The following is a 19,477-nucleotide window of genomic DNA, read 5'->3' on the forward strand; positions in this document are numbered from 1 at the left end:
TACAGGAGGTTATCATGCAGGAATTGTTGTATGCCGCCGCAGTGTCTTTTGCCATTGCTGTGCTGGCCGGGCCGCTGCTTATTCCTGTTCTGCGGCGGCTCAAATTCGGGCAAAGTATTAGGGAAGAAGGCCCTGAACGCCACTATGCCAAGGCGGGCACGCCTACTATGGGCGGAGTGCTCATTTTGACTGCGCTGACTATTACCAGTTTACTATTTGCAGGTAAAAACCCTGAGGTATTGTTGGCAATATTTGTTGCTCTAGGTCATGGATTAATCGGTTTTCTGGATGATTTTATCAAAGTGGTGCTTAAGCGCTCGCTAGGTCTTAAAGCCAGACAAAAACTGTTAGGACAGATTATTATGGCGCTGGCGCTCGCCTATATTGCCAGCATTTATTTTGGCCGTGGCACAGACTTATGGATACCTGTATTGGGTATTAACGTCGATTTTGGGGCCTTATATTATCTCTTAATTTTTCTTGTTCTTGTTGGCACTACTAATGCTGTTAATCTAACCGACGGTCTTGACGGCTTGGCCGCAGGCACGACAACGGTAGCTGCCCTGGCTTATGCCGTAATTGCTCTTTATTTCGGTAAACCTCACTTGGCAATTTTTTGTGTAGCCTTGGCAGGGGCCTGTCTGGGTTTTTTAAAATACAATGCTTATCCGGCCAAGGTGTTTATGGGTGATACCGGGTCTTTGGCTTTAGGTGGCGCGTTAGCGGCTGTTGCGGTAATGACTAAAACCGAATTTTTGTTGGTTATTGTTGGTGGGGTATTTGTGGTTGAGGCGTTATCGGTAATTATTCAGGTTATTTCTTTTAAATCAACCGGCAAGCGGGTATTTAAAATGAGTCCGATTCATCACCACTTTGAACTGTCCGGCTGGTCAGAGACCAAAGTGGTAACGGTATTCTGGCTGGCTGGTGCGGTGTTTGCCGCTGTGGCTTTGAGTATTTTAGTAGTTAGCCAGGCAGGAGGAATATAAATGACTAAACAGACCGAGTTTGCTAACAAAAAAGTATTAGTTTTGGGTGCGGGCGTCAGCGGTATTTCGGTGGCGCGCACCTTGCGGCAACTGGGTGCCGATGTTACTTTAAGCGATGCCAAGACTGCTGAACAAATCAATAAGGATTTTTCTCTGCTCAAAGCAGACGGTATTAATCTGGCGCTTGGCTGCCAAGATGAAAAATTGTTGACCGGTATTGATTATCTAGTGTTGTCACCGGGTATATCTATATATATCCCGCTTGTTAACGCTGCTAAAGAGCGCGGCATCATAGTAATGAGCGAAGTTGAGGTGGCCTACCGACTGAGTGATGCTCCTATAATCGCCATAACCGGCACTAATGGCAAAACGACTACAACAACGCTAATTGGTGAAATGCTTAAAACTACCGGTCGTCAGGTAACTGTTGGTGGCAATATTGGTGCAGCATTGTCCGACCAGGCACTAAAAACTGCTCCCGATGGCTTTGTTGTGGCTGAAATTTCAAGTTTTCAATTAGAAGGCGCGGTAAAATTCAGACCGATAATCGCTGCAGTGTTAAATCTGACCCCTGATCATTTAGACAGGCACCGTACTATGGCTGTTTATCAAGAGATGAAGGAACGGGTATTTGTTAACCAGCAGGCAACTGACTATTTAATTCTTAACTATGATGACGCTATTGTACGGGATATGGCAGAACGGGCTGCAGGCAAAGTTGTGTATTTCAGTCGCCAACACTGTCTGGAATCAGGAATCTATGTGGACCATGGATTCATAAGAATGAACTGGGAGGGCAAAGTTACCGATATTTGCCCGGTAACTGATATTAAAATAAAAGGCGGTCATAACGTGGAAAATGCCTTGGCTGCCTGCGCCGCCGGCTATTTTGCCGGTGTCGAACCTGAAGCCATGGCCGAAGTGCTAAAAACATTCCCAGGCGTTGAGCACCGTATTGAACCGGTTGCCGAGATTGGCGGTGTTACCTACTATAACGATTCCAAAGCCACCAATCCGGAATCTTCGATAAAAGCGCTTGAAGCCTTCCCCGGCCATATTATTCTGATTGCCGGGGGGCGGGATAAAAATACCGACCTTACTGAATTTATGCTTCTGGTTAAGGACCGGGTCGATCACCTGATATTGTTAGGCGAGGCTCAGGAGCGGTTTGCCGAGGCTGCTGTTCGGCATCAAGTGCGCGAAATTCATAATGTATCATCGTTGGCTGAGGCGGTAACACTGGCTTACAGTCTGGCTAAGCCGCCGCAGGTGGTGCTTTTGTCGCCGGCTTGCGCTAGTTATGACATGTTCAACAACTATGAGGAGCGGGGAAGAGTATTTAAAGACTTGGTATGCCGGTTAGGTTAAGGAGGGAGCGAGATTGGCGGTCAGACCTAAGTCGCCCGATTATGTCATCTTTTTTGCCATTATTGGTTTATTGGGTTTCGGGATAGTAATGGTCTATAGTTCGAGCGCGGTTTCTGCCTATGTTAACTACAGTGACAGTTACTATTTTTTAAAACGCCAGATGATTTGGGCTACATTGGGAATACTGGCTATGCTATTTACTATGAATATCGACTATCATGTTTGGAGGAAACTGGCAAAGCCGACAATGATAGTTACCCTCATACTTTTAGTGCTTGTTCTTATTCCGGGTTTAGGTAAAGTGGTCAATGGGGCGCGACGCTGGCTGGGATTTGGTTCACTGTATCTGCAACCCTCGGAAATTGCAAAACTGAGTATGGTACTGTTTTCTGCCAACAGTTTGGCCGGGTCTCAAGATAAAATCACCAGTTTTATTAAAGGGGTTGTCCCGCAACTACTCATGTTACTGGTGGTGTTCGGGCTTATTTTGAAAGAGCCTGATCTCGGGACCGCACTGGTTATCGGCGGCACAGTGTTTATTCTGTTGTTTGCTTCCGGTGCCAAAATATCACATTTGTCATCTTTAGGCGCGGCTGGTGTTGTGGCTATAGTTGCTGCTATTATTGTAGAACCCTACCGGATGAAACGGCTGTTGGCGTTCAGTGATCCATGGGCTGATCCTTTAAACAGTGGCTATCACATTATTCAATCACTATATGCTATTGGTTCTGGCGGCCTGTTTGGCGTTGGCTTGGGCCGAAGCCGGGAAAAATTTTTGTATCTGCCTGAGCCTCATACTGATTTTATATTTGCCATTCTGGGTGAAGAATTAGGGTTTATTGGTACGGTAACGGTAATCATACTATTCTTCCTGTTTGCCTGGCGGGGGTTTAAAGTTGCAATTTCCGCGCCTGACATCTATGGCAGCTTATTAGCTGGCGGCATAACCAGCATGATTGTGCTGCAAGCACTCATGAATATTGCGGTGGTTACAGCATCCATGCCGGTAACAGGAATACCGTTGCCATTTATCAGTTTTGGCGGTTCGGCCCTGATTTTTACGCTGGCCGGGGTAGGTATTCTTCTCAATATTTCCCGGTATGTCAGCATGAAATGAATATAGGGGGCAAAACATATGCGGATGATTATTTCTGGCGGGGGAACAGGTGGTCACATCTACCCCGCCATTACCATAGCAAAGGAAGTAGCCAAGTTAGCCAAGAATAGTGAAATACTATTTGTCGGGACAAAACACGGTCTTGAAGCCGATATTGTTCCTAAAGAAGGTTTTAATTTCGCTACAATTGAAGTGCGGGGGCTGGAGCGGCGGCTTTCCTGGCAAAATGTCCGGACAATAATTAGTACGATAGGTAGCGTATGGAGTTCGGCAAAAATCATTAAAGATTTTAAACCTGATGTTGTTATTGGTACCGGGGGTTATGTGTGCGGACCGGTACTGCTGGCTGCCAGTCTGCTTAAAATACCGACTCTGATTCAGGAACAAAACGTAATACCAGGAATTACCAATAAAATCTTGGCTCGTTTTGTTGATAAAATTGCCGTAGGGTATGCCGAGGCTGAGCGCTGTTTTGGCAGGTACAAGCCCCAGCAGATTGTATTTACCGGCAATCCCATCAGACCGGAAGTTATGTCGGCAACCCGGCAGGAAGGTCAGTTGGCGCTTCAGCTTGATGCTAACAAACTTACCTTGTTAGTAGTTGGCGGCAGCCGGGGGGCCCGCAGTATTAATAACGCTATGCTCGACGTCTATCAACATTTTGCTGGTAGCCAACGCATTCAAATATTGCATGTAACCGGGCAAAACGAGTATAATAGCATAGTTGGCAATATTAAGCAATCTGGTATAGACATTTCCAATGCTGGCAATATTATCATAAAGCCGTATTTATATAATATGCCTTTAGCGCTGGGGGCTGCCGATTTAGCAGTATTCCGGGCCGGGGCGGTAGGCCTGGCCGAATTAACAGCAAGAGGCATACCAGCGATACTTATACCTTATCCATATGCTGCTGAAAACCATCAGGAATTTAACGCCAGAGCGCTTGAAAAGCAAGGTGCGGCGGTAGTGATTGCCGATAAAGAATTAACAGGTGCTAAGCTAACCAAGACAATTGAGACTTTACTAAATAATCCTGCCATGCTTTCGGATATGGCTAAAAAAAGCAGAGAGCTGGGCCGCCCCCAGGCGGCAGAAGCAATTGCCCGCCTGGCGCTGGGACTAATAAAGCCGCAACGCAAAAGATAATTAGGAACACCGCTTGTAGGCAACGCATACAATATGGTATGCCGGAAGCGGCGCCGGATATAGGCAAAAAAGGAGCTCTTTCTGCCGGATGCGAACACCGGAGACGGGGTACGCAAGAAAGGGGAGAATGCTATTGTTAGATAATATTCAAAAAATCCATTTAATAGGTATTGGTGGCTCGGGTATGAGTGCCATTGCCAAAGTACTGCTCGACTTGGGGTATAGTGTATCTGGTTCTGACGCCCAAAAATCAAGTGTTACAGTTAAGCTTGAGCAGGCCGGGGCAGCGGTGTACATTGGCCACAATTATGAAAATATTGGCGACACTCAGGCGATAATTATTTCCACCGCCATCCCTGAAACCAATCCGGAGGTGCAGGCTGCGCGGGACAAGGGAATCCCCGTTTACCACCGGGCTGATATGTTGGCATTTTTAATGTCCAAACAGAAAGGCATTGCTGTGGCCGGTGCTCATGGCAAGACCACTACAACTTCGATGATTGCCTTAATGCTGGAAAAATCGGGTATGGACCCGACCATAATCATTGGCGGGGAACTGGAATCAATAGGCGGTAACGCTAAACTCGGCCATGGCCAGTATCTGGTTGCTGAAGCCGATGAAAGTGACGGTTCTTTTCTGAAACTTTCGCCGCAGATTGCTGTTGTCACTAATATTGAAAATGACCATATGGACTACTACAAGACCATGGACAATATATTGCGTACTTTCAACCAGTTCTTACATAAGCTTGATCCGGCTGAAGGATTGGCTGTGTTGTGTTTTGACAATGCTTATGTAAGAGATATGGCGGTTAAGCTTGAACGGCGTTATGTGTCGTATGCACTTAACCATGACGCAGATTATACTGCCCGCAATATAAAGTCTGATGGCCCGGTTACAAGTTTTAATGTATATTACCACGGTGAACTTTTAGGCGCAGTGAAGATTTGTGTTCCCGGGATGCACAATGCGGCCAATGCTTTAGCTGCTGTTGCTGTAGGTGTCGAAGCCGGTCTGAGTTTTGAACAGATCGCTGACGGTCTAGGTATGTTTCAAGGTGCCAAACGCCGGTTTCAGTCTAAGGGAAGGGTAAATGGCGTTTGGGTGGTAGATGATTACGCTCATCATCCTACTGAAATTATTACAACATTGCAGGGGGCCCGTCAGACAAAACCAAAACGGCTGATTTGCGTGTTCCAGCCGCACCGCTATACGCGGACCAAGTTACTGCGCCAAGAGTTCGGCACTGCTTTCACGCCGGCTGATTTACTGATTCTTACTGATGTTTATTCCGCGGGTGAGCAGCCGATACCGGGGATTGACGGGGAAGTTATCAAGGAGGAGGTAGAACGGCAGACCAATCAGCGCGTCACTTATATACCGGACAAAAATAAAATTTCCCGGTATCTTGCTGAGATTGTCGAACCCGGGGATTTGGTGATGACCATGGGAGCAGGCAATATTTATCAGGCCGGAGAAGAATTGGTGGAAAAACTTATGGATCAGCAATAATATGTAAGGTAGTTAATTTAGAGATATTTAAAAAAGGGTGATTGTACTTTTCTGGGAGGGAAGACGATGGAGAAATTTATCGTCAAAGGAGAAGTACAACTAAGTGGCAATGTCCGGATAAGTGGGGCGAAAAACGCCACCTTGCCTATTATGGCGGCAACACTTTTGTGTTCCGGCGTCAATGTGATTCACGACGTGCCCTATTTGCGTGACATCCAAGCCATGCAAGATATCTTGACACTGCTCGGAGCCAAAATATCCAGGCAGGGCCATACTATGTTAATTGATACTACCAATGTGAGTAAGGCTGAAATACCTGAGCATCTAATGCGAGAGATGCGGGCCTCGGTATTTTTGATGGGGCCGTTGTTAGGTAGATTCCGCAAAGTTAGAGTGTCTTATCCTGGTGGGTGCGCTATCGGTCCAAGGCCAATTAATTTACATATCAAAGCTCTAGAAAAAATCGGCGCAAAAGTTGACGAAAGCTTTGGGTTTATTGATGCGGAAGCGGCAGAGTTGACCGGCGGTGAAGTGAATTTTGACTTTCCGAGCGTTGGTGCTACCGAAAACGCCATGATGGCTGCAGTACTGGCCAAGGGTATTACTATTATCCGCAATGCGGCGCGCGAACCCGAGATCGTTGACTTACAAGCCATATTGAATAAAATGGGGGCCCAAATCAGCGGCGCTGGTACCGACACCATCAGAATCGACGGTGTGGAAAAACTTGTTCCTGCTGAGCATACTGTGATGTGTGACAGAATTGAAGCCGGCACGTTTTTAATGGCTGGTGCTATGACTCGCGGCGATATTGTGATCGAGAATATTGTTCCGGAATATTTGTTCTCCGTTACCGACAAACTTCAGGAAATTGGGGCTCAGGTGACTACAGGCAGCAATTATATCCGAATTAAAGCACGGGAACTTAGAGGTGTTGATATTAAGACCCTGCCGTTTCCAGGCTTTCCTACCGATCTACAAGCTCCAATCCTGTCCGTGGTTACCATTGCTAAAGGCACTAGCATCATTACAGAAACCATCTTTGAAAACCGTTTTAAACATGTCGACGAACTTACCCGGATGGGAGCAAAAATTAAAGTCGAAGGACGTACCGCCATTATTCGCGGTGTACCAAAACTAACCGGGGCTATTGTATCGGCGCCTGACTTGCGCGCCGGCAGTGCCTTGGTGTTGGCGGCTCTAGCAGCAGAAGGAACATCAGAAATTGAACAAGTATATCATATTGACCGCGGTTATGAACATATTGAGCAAAAACTACAGGCCTTAGGGGCACAAATTGTAAGGGTCCAGGGTAACTGAAGGGGGATTTTTATGAAAAATAAAAAAATTGCAGTGGTTATGGGTGGGCCGTCTGCTGAACGGGAAGTGTCTCTTAATACCGGGCGGGCTATTCTGGCGGCACTGCAGGAAAAAGGTTATAATGCTGTCGGCATTGACCTTAGCCCCCGGCATTTTGTCGAGCAATTGAATGTAGAGAAGATTGAAGTTGTTTTTAACGCTATCCATGGTCTTTATGGTGAAGATGGATTGATGCAGGGCACGCTGGAAATGTTAGGTATACCTTATACTGGCTCAGGTGTGTTAGCAAGTGCTATAGCCATGGATAAAGCGGTAACCAAACGCTTGTTTATGGCAGCGGAAATACCTACTCCACGGTCACGGTTGTACAACAAGAATAATGCTGGATACCACTTACCGGATGAAATTTTGACTGAATTTGGTGTACCGGTAGTGATCAAGCCAACTGCCCAGGGTTCAAGCATTGGAGTTGTGATTGTTGAAGACGCTGCAGAAATTGGGAACGCTGTAGCTGAAGCGTTTAAATATAGCGACCGTATTATTGTTGAAGAGTTTATTAGTGGCAAAGAATTGACAGTGTCTATACTCGGCAACGATAAGCCGGAAGCGTTACCCATTATTGAAATTGTTCCGCAATCAGGACGGTATGATTACAAGTCTAAATACACTAAGGGTGCTACTGAATATATAGTGCCAGCCAGGCTAGAGCCGGAAATTACCAGCCTGGTTCAGAAAATAGCGCTGGATGCTTATAAGCTTTTGGGATGCCGGGGAATCGGCCGGGTTGATGTCATGCTTGACAGCAATAACAAACCTTATGTTTTGGAAGTAAATACTATTCCGGGCATGACGGCCACTAGCTTAGTACCCAAAGCAGCAGCGTCTATCGGTATAGGTTTTGCCGATTTGTGCGAACGTATACTTCTGATGAGCGCTGAGTAGTCAAACAGTAATTTGGGCAGTATCGACCGATACTGCCCAAATTTTATATTTACATTATCAGATGATCATGTCATTGAAACTGAATGATTGTCTGATAAAATAAGAAGAACAACGATACCCTAACGAGGTACAGGAGGTCTCTGTCCCGGTTCTATGGGGCTTGTGTCAGCCAGTGTTTTCTTATTTACCTGACAATCAATCCGGTGTATAATACTTGCAGAAGATATCACAGGAGTGATTTCATGCAGACGGCAGATCGCTTAAGAGCAGCCAGGCAGCAGCGAGCATCAAGGCTGGTGGCATGGCTGGCAGCTTTAGCAGTGCTTATAGCCTTTTTTTTGTTTATTAATTCTACTTATTTTACTGTTGGGACAGTCGTGGTTGAAGGCAATAAATACATTACTGTTGAAGAGGTTTTGCGTATTGCCGGTATTCCTGAACGAGTAAATATATTCAGGCTAAAGACAGCTGAAATTACGGACAGGCTTATGCATGACCTCAGGGTGGCTGAGGTAAAGGTCGAACGAAGGTTTCCGGCAAGTATTGTCATTCATGTTAAAGAACGTCAGCCATTGGCCTTTGTCGCCAGCCAGTACGGTTTTGTCGAAATTGACCGGCAAGGTGTGGTTATGGTAGCATTAAAAAATTTAAAGCAGATTAAAGTGCCGGTTATCACCGGTGTCCGCTTAGGCAACGTGTATGTGGGCGACCAGGTAAATAATCCGGGACTTTCTAATGTTTTGACTTATTTGGCGGCGTTGGATGAAGATACGCTCAATAACTTGTCAGAAGTCAATATTAAATCCCCTGACGAGATTATTGCCTATACAGTGAATTCAGTACACATCCGGGTAGGCGACAGCCAGCGGCTTGCGGAAAAGGCCCGGCTTACAGGCGAGATTTTGCAAGAAATAACTACAAAAAAAATGGCTGTCGAATACGTAGATCTAAACTATACTTCGCCTATTATTAAAATACGTGATCGATAAGATAAATTGAAAGGAGACGATATTTTGCAACCTATCAAACAAGGGCAGTTTGCTATTGCCCTAGTCTGTGTTGTGCTGGGCGTTATGCTGGCGGTGCAATTCCGCACCACTCAGGATATTAGATCAAGTATTCCCTACCAGCGGGTGGAAGACTTATCCCAGCGGCTGAGTCAGACTGAAAAAGAGCGGGATGCGCTGATTAAGCAGGTTCAAGAGCTTAAACGCACATCAGGTGTTGAGGCTGCATCGAAAGAATTTGAACTAATCAGGATGGGAGCTGGAGTGGTGCCTGTCGAGGGCCCTGGAATTATTGTAACTATTGATGATAGCAAGCGTCCATCCAAACCGGGAGAAAACCCTAATTTGTATCTAATTCATGATGATGATATTCTGAAGGTTATTAATGAATTGTGGGCCGCGGGCGCTGAGGCCATATCGATCAATGAGCAGCGCCTTATTGCCAGCTCAGAAATCCGTTGCGCCGGTCCGACATTGTCAGTCAATAATTCCCGTTATTCACCGCCTTATGAGGTACGAGCCATAGGAGATCCGACAACGCTGGAAAATGCTCTCAAAATGCGCGGTGGTGTAGTTGAAACACTCCAGTTCTGGGGTATTCAGGTGGCAATCAAAAAGCAAGATATAGTAAACGTTCCGGCATATAAAGGCGCTTTCCGGTTTGAGTTCGCCAAGCCAGTTGTGGAGGGTGGTCGCTGATATGGTATTGCCGGTTATTGGACTTATTATAGGCGTCATTATAGGCGTATCTTTTCCTATTACCGTACCAGTTGAATATGCTAAATTTTTGTCAGTTGCGTTATTGGCATCGTTAGATTCAGTGTTTGGAGGACTTAGAGCCGGAATGGAAGAAAAATTTGATAACACTGTGTTTATTACCGGTTTTTTTACTAATGCGTTGTTAGCAGCCGGTTTGGTATATGTTGGCGAGCGGTTGGGAATTGATTTATATTATGTGTCGCTTTTGGTGTTTGGCTTAAGGATTTTCCAGAACCTAGCCATAATTCGACGGTACTTTTTAAAGAAGTAAGGGAAAGCTTCAAAGCCTGTTTGGTTAATGTTATGGCTTTGGAGCTTTTCTTTGGTCGCAGTAGGTCAAAAATTTATACTTTCTTGTCGGATAAAAAAGCGCGAATTTCGTAGTAAAAAAAAAAGGGAAAATGCTACTTTTGTTGAAACTATTGGGAAGAAACATAATACTGTGCTGAGAGGGAGTTATGGACAAGAAAACTATATTAGCTATTGATGTCGGCACAGGTATGGTCAAGGTGTTTTCCGGTAGACAGCAAGCTGATGGAAGCCTGCAACTTTTAGGCAGCGGAGCTGCGCCAACGGCAGGCTATACCAGAGGAACTGTTACTGATGTTAACGCTTTGGCACATTCTATCAGACAGGCAGTAGATTGTGTTGCTATGGCAGCTGATAACCAAGCTGCTGATTCTGTGTACCTGGGAATTAGTGGATCAATGCTTGTTTCGCAAAATAGTGTTGGCAGTGTTGCGCTGGCATCGCCTGGAACTGTAATTCCGGCTGATGTGGAGCGGGCCTGTCAGGCAGCTGTTTTTGCGGCGGCGAAAAATGATCATGAGGTTTTGCATGTTTTTGCGGTAAAAGAAAGTTTGGTTCGTGCAGGAGCAGCCCTTGAAGTCGAAACTCACATAGTTACAGCACCAAAGGCGATACTTCAAAGTCTTACTTGTGCGCTTACTGAGGTCGGTATTTGTTTAAACGGTATTGTTTCCAATGTTGTTACGGCGGCCGAGAGCATGAAGAGCGAGTTGCCTGGCCAACCGGCAAATTTTATCTATATGGATATTGGCGCAGGTACTGCAGATTTTGCTGTTTATGTGGACAGAAGACTTTGCTTATCAGCTTCATTGCCGCTCGGCGGGGATTATATAACAAGCGATTTGATGCAAGGGCTAAGTGTCAGCCGTGCCCACGCTGAAGAAATCAAACGTTATTACTCCAGGCTTTCTTCTGATTTGCGAAATCAGGGAGTAATACTTGACTGCAACGATTACGGCACTACTGATAAGCATATTCCTTTTGATTTTCTCTATGATATTGTCGAAAGCAGGGTAGATGAAATTGTAACTTTGGTGTACGATTATCTTAGTCCGCTACTAAAAAATTATTTGTCTCAGCCAGGGCAAGTTTTTGACGGCATTTATTTAACCGGCGGTTGCGGATCAATGCCCAGTGTAGCGGCTTGTGTCGCCAGAGTTTTTCAAATACATACCGAGGTGATTAAGCCAAGCCGGCTCGCGGTTGAGTATGCGCATCCGGCTAATGCTGTGTGCTATGGTATTATTAACTATGGCGCCAGAAAATTACCATGCGAATCGGCTACAAGCCGCAGTGCATGGAATGTGTTTGTCCGTAAAGTGAAAAAAATCTTGAAATTTGATAGACGTTAAGGGAGGAAAACTTACTCATGCTGGAATTTGATATGGACTTGGATCAGTTTGCTTCGATAAAAGTTATCGGCGTGGGCGGTGGCGGCAATAATGCGGTAAACCGTATGATTGGCGCCGGTCTGCAAGGTGTTGAGTTTATTACTGTTAATACAGACGCGCAAGCGTTAATTGGTTCGCAAGCCGCCTACCGTATTCAAATTGGCGAAAAACTGACTAAAGGTCTTGGGGCTGGCGCTAATCCTGATATTGGCGAAAAGGCCGCCCAGGAAAGTCGGGAAGATATAATAAAAGTACTCAAAGGTTCGGATATGGTATTTATCACTGCCGGCATGGGCGGCGGCACTGGTACCGGCGCAGCGCCGATAGTGGCTGAATGTGCCAAAGAAGTAGGTGCGCTGACTGTCGGTGTTGTCACCAAGCCGTTCACTTTTGAGGGCCGCAAGCGCCAGATGCAGGCTGAACGAGGCATTGCCAAACTTAAAGAGAAAGTTGATACGTTAATAACAATACCTAATGACCGCCTGTTGCAGGTAGTTGACAAACGCACTTCTATTATGGATGCCTTCCGAATTGTTGATGATGTGCTTCGTCAGGGCGTGCAAGGTATTTCGGACCTTATTGCAGTGCCTGCCCTTATTAACCTTGACTTTGCCGATGTCAAGACCATTATGAGTGATGCCGGCTCTGCGCTTATGGGTATCGGTTTGGGAACAGGTGACAACCGCTCAATCACAGCCGTTGAAGCGGCTATTAAGAGTCCGCTCCTAGAAATGTCGATTGATGGAGCTAAAGGCGTGCTGCTTAACTTTACCGGCGGCCCTAATACCACCTTGTTTGAAGTTAACGAAGCAGCCGATATTATAGCTAAGGCCGCTGACCCGGAGGCCACCATTATATTTGGCGCTACTATTGATGAACGTTTTGAAGACCAAGTACGGGTTACTGTCATTGCTACCGGTTTTGATCCTAAACCGGCCAAAATTAGACCAGGTGAAGGAAGAGAAACCCCAGTTATTGAACCGTTTAAAGGGCGCGATTTAGATATTCCTGCCTGGATGCGGCGCTAGAAGAATTTTGAATAATGTAAAAAAACCCGGTTTTATATACCGGGTTTTTTTATTTATTCGGAAATCTTAGCTTCTTTTTGATTATTAAGTACGAACAACTATACTTTAGCGGGGCACAGACAGCTTTTGCCGTCGTCCTACTTTGCGCAAGCCAAGCTTTTCTTATCTGTTTTTGGAATTATTTTTTTTGGCAAAAAATTACATTATTTTAAAAAAGGGGCTGTTATAATAGGAATAGTTATTTTTTTAGGAGCATATATTGCTATGTACAGGTATTCTTATGGTACAAAATACCATATAGGGAAGGTATAGCCAATGTACGTTTACGCTGATGTGATAATACTCATTAATTTCATTATGAATAGTATCATTTTAGCGCTGACAGCTTATGCTGCAGGCATTTCTATTAGGTGGAAACGTTTGCTGACTGCCGCTTTGGCCGGGGGGATATATGCGCTGGCTGGTATCATGCCGCAACTAGCGGTACTATATGGTATTTCGGGAAAATTTTTTGTATCAGTAGCACTTATTTTATTGGCTTTTGGCCGCAAGCCAATTAAAACAATATTAATACTCGTCGGTATTTTTTTTGTCGTTTCCTTTATTTTGGGAGGAGCAGTGCTGGGCTGGTTATACTTTGCTCAGACTGGAACGCCATATATGTCCGGTAATGTTGGCGGTTTGTCGTGGATCAATTTGGCGGCAGGCAGTATTATGGCAATAATTATTGTCACACTTGTTGCCAGAAGGATGTTCAGCCGGATGTATCGCCGGCAGATATTGTACCAAGCCAAATTTGAATATGAGGGACGGTATAGTGAGGTTACCGGTATGCTGGACACCGGTAACGGCCTTTATTCACTGCTTGGTCGTAGACCCGTTGTTCTGCTGGCTCAACAGGCGGCAGTCTGTTTACTCAGCCCTCAAGCGGCAGATTTTTTGAACCAGAACAGCCCGGATACGTGGCTGGCTAATCTTGATAAATGTCCTGACACGGCTTGGCTAGCCAGGGTTGAGGTTTTACCCTATCAGGCTGTAGGCAGTAGGAGTATGCTTCTTTGCTTCAGACCAGATAGCATTACGGTCATGACAGAGTATGGCCCGGTCAAAACAGCTAATGTACTTATTGGTATTTATGACGGTGTATTTACAAATGGCGGCAACTGTCAGGCACTTTTGCATCCGGCGCTTATAACCGGGGTAAATACTACAAAGGAGGCGGGTACATGCGTATTACCTGGCCAATAGTTAAGCTATACATCAAACTTAAAGCAATATCATTGCTTACGGCTATCGGGTGGCTTGAGCCTGATGAAGTGTTTTATGTCGGCAGTGCGGAGATTCTGCCGCCGCCATTATCAAGTGATGAAGAGGTATTTTTGCTTAATCGTTTGCAGAAAGGTGATAAATCGGTAAAAAGTGTCTTTATTGAACGGAATCTACGACTCGTTGTCTACATCGCACGAAAGTTTGAAAACACTGGGATAAGCGTTGAAGATTTAGTCAGCATCGGCACAATTGGACTGATTAAAGCTGTAAATACCTTTGATCCGGTCAAAAAAATCAAACTGGCTACATATGCTTCGCGTTGTATTGAAAATGAAATTCTTATGTACTTGCGTCGTAACAGCAAGACCCGGGCCGAGGTGTCGTTTGATGAGCCGCTGAATATTGATTGGGACGGTAATGAGCTTTTATTGTCAGATGTTTTGGGAACTGATAATGATATAATTTATAAATCGGTTGAGGAAGAAGTTGACAAAACACTGTTATACACTGCCATGAACAAGTTGTCAGGCCGGGAACGGCGCATTATGGAGCTTCGGTTTGGGTTGAATGATGACGGTAACGAGCGCACACAGAAAGAGGTAGCCGATATGCTGGGAATATCTCAGTCATATATATCGCGTTTGGAGAAACGGATCATAAAGAGGTTACGCAAAGAAATCAGCCGGATGGAATAATTATGTGGTTTGTAAAGAGCAATAGGCTCTTTTTTTTTGCCTTTTTTCTTATATTAGGCATCTTGGTATAAAACCTTCAAGCCATGGCAATAATGCTTGTGTGGGGTAAGTAGTTTTAGTAGTCTAGAAAAAACTGGGGAGGTAATAACATGATTGTCAACAAAGTCGAGATATGTGGTGTAAATACAGCAAAGCTCCCGGTGCTTTCTGCCACTAAAATGCGTGAACTGTTTGAAATAATGCAGGCTGGTGAAAAGTCGGCCCGTGAACAACTGATTTATAGCAACTTGCGTCTGGTGCTCAGTGTAATTCAGCGGTTTAACAACCGGGGCGAATATGTGGATGACTTGTTTCAAGTGGGCTGTATCGGCCTGATGAAGGCTATCGATAATTTTGACTTGTCGCAGAATGTAAAGTTTTCCACCTATGCGGTGCCAATGATTATCGGCGAAATTCGGCGTTATTTACGGGATAATAATCCCATCCGGGTTAGCCGTTCGATGCGGGATATTGCCTATAAAGCGTTGCAGGTCCGGGATTCCTTGGTCAACAGGTATTCAAGAGAACCGTCGATTAACGAGATTGCTGAAGAACTTCAGGTTCCACGGGAAGAAATAATCTTTGCCCTAGATGCTATTCAAGAGCCAATATCACTATTTGAGCCCATATACCATGACGGTGGCGACCCGATCTTTGTTATGGACCAGATTAGTGATGATAAGAATCTTGATTTAAGTTGGCTTGAAGGAGTTGCTATTAAAGAGGCTCTGCGCAAGCTAAGCGATCGCGAGAAGCATATTCTTACCCTTAGATTCTTTGAGGGCAAAACGCAAATGGAGGTAGCTGAAGAAATCGGTATATCCCAAGCGCAAGTTTCCCGGCTGGAAAAAGCGGCACTGGGGCATATGCGCAAATATATATAAAATTGTAAGCGCAAAAATTGGGAGGAATTAGAGTTGAGGAGAATTTTACCATTGTGGGTTAAGTTAATGATGTTAATTGTACTGTTCGGTTTTGTTGCCGGCGGTTGGATTATGTTGCTGTACCAACAACAAAGTGGCATACCTGTGGCCCCTAACCGCGGCGACTATGTACGACTGCATATTCTTGCTAACAGTGACAGTGTCGAAGATCAGCAGATCAAACTAAAAGTACGTGATGCTGTTGTCGCTTATCTGACTCCGTATGTAAAAGATGTAAGTGATGCTGAAACCGCTAAGAATATCATTGCTGGGCATCGAGATGATATTATCCTTATAGCCAGGGAAACGCTTGCTGCAAACGGTGCTGATTATCCTGTTACCGTGCAAATGGGTACTTTCGAATTTCCTGTCCGTTCTTACGGCAGTCTGGTGTTACCGGCTGGTGATTATCAAGCTGTACGTATTTTACTTGGCAAGGCGGCTGGGCAAAACTGGTGGTGTGTATTGTTTCCGCCACTGTGTTTTATTGAGGGCACAAATACTGCTTTAGCTCCGGTAAGTGCTACTAAAGAGGGGGCAGCAGAGCGGTCGGAGACTATTGTTCCAGAGGTTCGCTGGAAACTAGTTGAGCTATTTAATAAATAAAATATTTAGGCACACATTTATCCCTTGTCCTTCATATAATTATTGTAGAATCCAGGAGCTACATATTTACAAGGAATTTTGTAATTAGAAGGAGGGGGGATAAGTGCTAAAAACCAGTGACTTGAAGTTGAAAGAAGTAATAAATATCATTGACGGCAAGCGAATGGGTAATATAACTGATATAGAAATTGATATTGAGAGCGGTCGGCTTACTGCCATTGTTGTGCCAGGTGTAGGAAAATTTCTGGGATTATTTGGTCGTAACGAAGATATAGTTATTCCTTGGGATAAAATTAATAAAATCGGCATGGATGTAATTTTAGTCGAAGCCGGCAATTTTGCTGAACTAAAGCATGATTAACCCGTAAAAAAAAAAGCTCTAACCTTTTTAGGTTAGAGCTTTTTTTTGAAAAATTTACCGCAGTAGGCAGGAAATGCACAATATATGGCGTATATTTAGTATTATGATACAATATATAGTATCTGGCTCTGTTCAACCCTAAACTATTATATCATACTTAGCAGAGTAATCAAGGAGTGGGTGAGAATTGCGCTGTCCATTTTGTGGGGTGGCTGATAGCAAGGTTATTGATTCAAGATCAGCCGACGAAGGAAACTCTATCCGGCGACGGCGGGAATGTTCCGCTTGCGTTCGTCGTTTTACTACTTATGAAGTAGTGGAAGAAATACCATTGATGGTCATTAAAAAGGATGGACGCAGGGAAATGTTTGACCGAAATAAGCTGCTTGGCGGACTCCTGAAGGCCTGTGAAAAGCGACCTGTGCCCATTGATGTTATCGAAACAGCTGTTAACAAGGTTGAGAAAGATATTCGCAATAATATTGAACGGGAAGTTTCTACCCGCCAAATTGGGGAAACAGTAATGCAGTATTTAAAAGAGATTGATCAAGTGGCTTACGTAAGGTTTGCTTCAGTGTATCGCCAGTTTGCTGACATTAATAACTTTATGCAGGAACTTGAGATACTGATGAAAGCTCAGCATAAAGAGTAATAGAATAAATGGGGGAAAGCAATGTTTGTTAAGATAAAAAAGCGTGATGGGCGAGAAGTCGCCTTTGATGAAAGTAAAATAACTGAGGCAATTTATAAGGCCGCCAAAGCAGTAGGTGGGGCTGACCGCCAGCTGGCTTTGGAACTTACACTTGATGTTCTGCGGTTTTTAAAGCAAAAATATAATGGAGGTTTGTTTGGCGTTGAAGATGTTCAGGATGCTGTTGAAAAAGTCCTGATTGAACACGGTCATGCGAAAACAGCTAAAGCATATATATTATACCGGGACAAGCGTACCCGTATGCGGGAAGCAAAATCGGAACTTATGGATGCTGTTGCTGAAATCTTAGTGGAAACAAGCAGGGAGAACGCCAATGTATCTAATTCACCGTCAGCAAAAATGTTGCAAATTGCCAGTGCAGCAAGTAAGGCCTATTATTTAAACCGGCTTATTCCGGAAAAATTTGCTCAGGCTCATGTCAAGGGAGATTATCATATCCATGATTTAGACTTTTATGGAAAAACACTGACGTGTGTCCAGATACCACTCGGAAAGTTATTACATAACGGCTTTAATAACGGTCATGGTTATATTCGTTCACCTAAACGTCCGGCTTCGGCCGCTGCCCTTGCCGCCATTATCCTGCAAAGCTCGCAGAACGACATGCATGGTGGACAATCGTTTGCTTTTTTTGACCGCGATATGGCGCCGTTTATGGAAAAAGCCAGTAACGAAGAAGTTTATCAGGCTATGGAGGCGCTAATTTATAATTTGAACAGTATGCATTCCCGGGCTGGTGCTCAGGTTCCTTTTTCCAGTCTTAACGTCGGCACCGATACTTCACCGGCCGGTAGGGCAGTGACTAAGAATTTGCTGCTGGCATATGAAAAAGGCCTGGGCCGGGGTGAAAACCCCATTTTCCCCAATATTATTTTCCGGCTAAAAGAGGGCGTCAACTTTAATCCTGGCGACCCCAATTATGATTTATTCAAGTTGGCCATCCGTGTTGCTGCTCAACGCCTTAATCCTACTTTCAGTTTTATGGACTCATCATTTAATAAACCATATGGAGATCAGGTAGGTTACATGGGCTGCCGCACCAGAGTAATGGCCAACCGCTGCGGTCCGGAAGTAACGGATGGACGCGGCAATTTGAGTTTTACCACGATTAATTTGCCCCGGTTGGCCATTAAGGCTGAGCGCAATTTTATGAAGTTTTACCAAAGTTTGGCTGAACTTATTGACTTAACCTGTGAGCAGCTTTATCACCGTTTCCAGATACAGGCCAAGCTGAAAGTACGTGATATGCCGTTTTTGATGGGGCAGGGGTTGTATCTAGATTCAGATAAGCTGAAATCTACTGACTGTATTGAAGAAGTAATCAAGCATGGTACACTCTCGGTTGGTTTTATCGGTTTGGCTGAGACATTGACTGCTTTGACCGGTTATCACCACGGTGAAAATGAAGAGGCGCAAATTATGGGTGAAGAGATTGTTGCCTTTATGCGGGACAAGCTTGATCGGGCGGCTGACCACTATAACTTAAACTACACATTGCTGGCTACTCCTGCCGAAGGCTTATCCGGACGGTTTCTCAAAATGGACCGTCGCGAATATGGCATTATTCCCGGAGTAACTGATAAAGAATACTATACAAATTCGTTTCATATCCCTGTAAATTATCCAATCAGTGTGTTTGATAAAATCCGTATCGAAGGTGTATATCACAAGTATGCCAACGCTGGACATATCAGCTATGTAGAGTTTAGTGCCCCGCCTGTTAATAACCTGGGAGCTTTAGAGGAAATTATCCGCTATATGCGACAGTGTGATTTTGGCTATGCCGGCTTTAACTATCCGGTTGATTTCTGTGAAGCTTGCGGTCATCTTGGTGTAATTGATACTGTGGAATGTCCGTCATGCGGCACTACCGCTATCAGGCGCGTCCGGCGTATTACCGGCTATTTAAGCACGGTTGACCGGTTTAATGATGCCAAATTAAATGAACTAAATGAGCGTGTGCGACATATTTAGGCAGGG

Annotated in this window: 19 protein-coding genes; all 19 read left to right on the forward strand. The window is 44.8% G+C overall.

The annotated features are described in order from the left end of the window. Positions 1 to 14 precede the first annotated feature (14 nt). Positions 15 to 989 carry a phospho-N-acetylmuramoyl-pentapeptide-transferase gene (mraY, locus tag SCACP_RS07760; RefSeq protein ID WP_425060772.1) on the forward strand — a complete coding sequence of 325 codons (975 nt, stop codon included), beginning with the start codon at positions 15 to 17 and terminating at the stop codon, positions 987 to 989. Beyond that, positions 990 to 2,357: a UDP-N-acetylmuramoyl-L-alanine--D-glutamate ligase gene (gene murD / locus SCACP_RS07765; RefSeq protein WP_425060773.1), complete on the forward strand. Its 1,368-nt coding sequence runs from the start codon at positions 990 to 992 to the stop codon at positions 2,355 to 2,357. 13 nt (positions 2,358 to 2,370) lie between these two features. Then, positions 2,371 to 3,474: a stage V sporulation protein E gene (gene spoVE, locus SCACP_RS07770; protein ID WP_425060774.1), complete on the forward strand. Its 1,104-nt coding sequence runs from the start codon at positions 2,371 to 2,373 to the stop codon at positions 3,472 to 3,474. An 18-nt stretch (positions 3,475 to 3,492) separates the two neighbouring features. Then, on the forward strand, positions 3,493 to 4,623 hold the full coding sequence (gene murG, locus SCACP_RS07775) for an undecaprenyldiphospho-muramoylpentapeptide beta-N-acetylglucosaminyltransferase (protein ID WP_425060775.1): 1,131 nt from the start codon (positions 3,493 to 3,495) through the stop codon (positions 4,621 to 4,623). A 133-nt stretch (positions 4,624 to 4,756) separates the two neighbouring features. Further along, positions 4,757 to 6,136, forward strand: a complete 1,380-nt coding sequence (murC, locus tag SCACP_RS07780; RefSeq protein WP_425060776.1) for a UDP-N-acetylmuramate--L-alanine ligase — start codon at positions 4,757 to 4,759, stop codon at positions 6,134 to 6,136. Between the two features lie 66 nt (positions 6,137 to 6,202). Then, on the forward strand, positions 6,203 to 7,456 hold the full coding sequence (murA, locus tag SCACP_RS07785; protein ID WP_425060777.1) for a UDP-N-acetylglucosamine 1-carboxyvinyltransferase: 1,254 nt from the start codon (positions 6,203 to 6,205) through the stop codon (positions 7,454 to 7,456). A 12-nt stretch (positions 7,457 to 7,468) separates the two neighbouring features. Then, on the forward strand, positions 7,469 to 8,398 hold the full coding sequence (locus tag SCACP_RS07790; RefSeq protein ID WP_425060778.1) for a D-alanine--D-alanine ligase family protein: 930 nt from the start codon (positions 7,469 to 7,471) through the stop codon (positions 8,396 to 8,398). A 242-nt stretch (positions 8,399 to 8,640) separates the two neighbouring features. Continuing rightward, the gene (locus SCACP_RS07795) at positions 8,641 to 9,387 is read left to right on the forward strand and encodes a cell division protein FtsQ/DivIB (protein ID WP_425060779.1); all 747 of its coding nucleotides are present in this window, start codon (positions 8,641 to 8,643) and stop codon (positions 9,385 to 9,387) included. Between the two features lie 24 nt (positions 9,388 to 9,411). Next, on the forward strand, positions 9,412 to 10,104 hold the full coding sequence (locus SCACP_RS07800) for a DUF881 domain-containing protein (protein ID WP_425060780.1): 693 nt from the start codon (positions 9,412 to 9,414) through the stop codon (positions 10,102 to 10,104). A gap of 1 nt (position 10,105) precedes the next feature. Continuing rightward, positions 10,106 to 10,435 (forward strand): small basic family protein, encoded by a 330-nt coding sequence (locus tag SCACP_RS07805; RefSeq protein ID WP_425060781.1) that lies wholly within the window; start codon positions 10,106 to 10,108, stop codon positions 10,433 to 10,435. Positions 10,436 to 10,622: 187 nt separating this feature from the next. Then, positions 10,623 to 11,825 carry a cell division protein FtsA gene (gene ftsA / locus SCACP_RS07810; RefSeq protein WP_425060782.1) on the forward strand — a complete coding sequence of 401 codons (1,203 nt, stop codon included), beginning with the start codon at positions 10,623 to 10,625 and terminating at the stop codon, positions 11,823 to 11,825. Positions 11,826 to 11,842: 17 nt separating this feature from the next. Next, positions 11,843 to 12,892, forward strand: a complete 1,050-nt coding sequence (ftsZ, locus tag SCACP_RS07815; RefSeq protein ID WP_425060783.1) for a cell division protein FtsZ — start codon at positions 11,843 to 11,845, stop codon at positions 12,890 to 12,892. Between the two features lie 315 nt (positions 12,893 to 13,207). Next, complete coding sequence (locus SCACP_RS07820; RefSeq protein WP_425060784.1) at positions 13,208 to 14,140, forward strand: sigma-E processing peptidase SpoIIGA; 933 nt, start codon at positions 13,208 to 13,210, stop codon at positions 14,138 to 14,140. After that, the gene (gene sigE / locus SCACP_RS07825) at positions 14,137 to 14,856 is read left to right on the forward strand and encodes an RNA polymerase sporulation sigma factor SigE (RefSeq protein WP_425061352.1); all 720 of its coding nucleotides are present in this window, start codon (positions 14,137 to 14,139) and stop codon (positions 14,854 to 14,856) included. The genes SCACP_RS07820 and sigE overlap by 4 nt, the downstream gene beginning before the upstream one ends. Positions 14,857 to 15,005: 149 nt before the next feature. Next, complete coding sequence (gene sigG / locus SCACP_RS07830; RefSeq protein ID WP_425060785.1) at positions 15,006 to 15,779, forward strand: RNA polymerase sporulation sigma factor SigG; 774 nt, start codon at positions 15,006 to 15,008, stop codon at positions 15,777 to 15,779. A 51-nt stretch (positions 15,780 to 15,830) separates the two neighbouring features. Beyond that, on the forward strand, positions 15,831 to 16,424 hold the full coding sequence (spoIIR, locus tag SCACP_RS07835; RefSeq protein WP_425060786.1) for a stage II sporulation protein R: 594 nt from the start codon (positions 15,831 to 15,833) through the stop codon (positions 16,422 to 16,424). 103 nt (positions 16,425 to 16,527) lie between these two features. Next, entirely contained in the window at positions 16,528 to 16,785 is a 258-nt protein-coding gene (locus tag SCACP_RS07840) for a YlmC/YmxH family sporulation protein (RefSeq protein ID WP_425060787.1), read from the forward strand. Positions 16,786 to 16,972: 187 nt separating this feature from the next. After that, positions 16,973 to 17,437, forward strand: a complete 465-nt coding sequence (gene nrdR, locus SCACP_RS07845; RefSeq protein ID WP_425060788.1) for a transcriptional regulator NrdR — start codon at positions 16,973 to 16,975, stop codon at positions 17,435 to 17,437. A 21-nt stretch (positions 17,438 to 17,458) separates the two neighbouring features. Further along, positions 17,459 to 19,471, forward strand: a complete 2,013-nt coding sequence (gene nrdD, locus SCACP_RS07850) for an anaerobic ribonucleoside-triphosphate reductase (RefSeq protein WP_425060789.1) — start codon at positions 17,459 to 17,461, stop codon at positions 19,469 to 19,471. Positions 19,472 to 19,477: the final 6 nt, after the last annotated feature.

It is taken from the genome of Sporomusaceae bacterium ACPt, assembly GCA_041428575.1.
Taxonomy (GTDB): domain Bacteria; phylum Bacillota; class Negativicutes; order Sporomusales; family Sporomusaceae; genus Sporomusa_D; species Sporomusa_D carbonis.

What these genes read in the sequence shown, in the direction of transcription:
- ftsA (WP_425060782.1), top strand. Translation starts at nt 10,623, where the DNA reads ATGGACAAGAAAACTATATTAGCTATTGATGTCGGCACAGGTATGGTC.
- murA (WP_425060777.1), top strand. Translation starts at nt 6,203, where the DNA reads ATGGAGAAATTTATCGTCAAAGGAGAAGTACAACTAAGTGGCAATGTC.
- murD (WP_425060773.1), top strand. Translation starts at nt 990, where the DNA reads ATGACTAAACAGACCGAGTTTGCTAACAAAAAAGTATTAGTTTTGGGT.
- ftsZ (WP_425060783.1), top strand. Translation starts at nt 11,843, where the DNA reads ATGCTGGAATTTGATATGGACTTGGATCAGTTTGCTTCGATAAAAGTT.
- mraY (WP_425060772.1), top strand. Translation starts at nt 15, where the DNA reads ATGCAGGAATTGTTGTATGCCGCCGCAGTGTCTTTTGCCATTGCTGTG.
- murG (WP_425060775.1), top strand. Translation starts at nt 3,493, where the DNA reads ATGCGGATGATTATTTCTGGCGGGGGAACAGGTGGTCACATCTACCCC.
- sigG (WP_425060785.1), top strand. Translation starts at nt 15,006, where the DNA reads ATGATTGTCAACAAAGTCGAGATATGTGGTGTAAATACAGCAAAGCTC.
- SCACP_RS07820 (WP_425060784.1), top strand. Translation starts at nt 13,208, where the DNA reads ATGTACGTTTACGCTGATGTGATAATACTCATTAATTTCATTATGAAT.
- nrdD (WP_425060789.1), top strand. Translation starts at nt 17,459, where the DNA reads ATGTTTGTTAAGATAAAAAAGCGTGATGGGCGAGAAGTCGCCTTTGAT.
- SCACP_RS07795 (WP_425060779.1), top strand. Translation starts at nt 8,641, where the DNA reads ATGCAGACGGCAGATCGCTTAAGAGCAGCCAGGCAGCAGCGAGCATCA.
- SCACP_RS07790 (WP_425060778.1), top strand. Translation starts at nt 7,469, where the DNA reads ATGAAAAATAAAAAAATTGCAGTGGTTATGGGTGGGCCGTCTGCTGAA.
- SCACP_RS07805 (WP_425060781.1), top strand. Translation starts at nt 10,106, where the DNA reads ATGGTATTGCCGGTTATTGGACTTATTATAGGCGTCATTATAGGCGTA.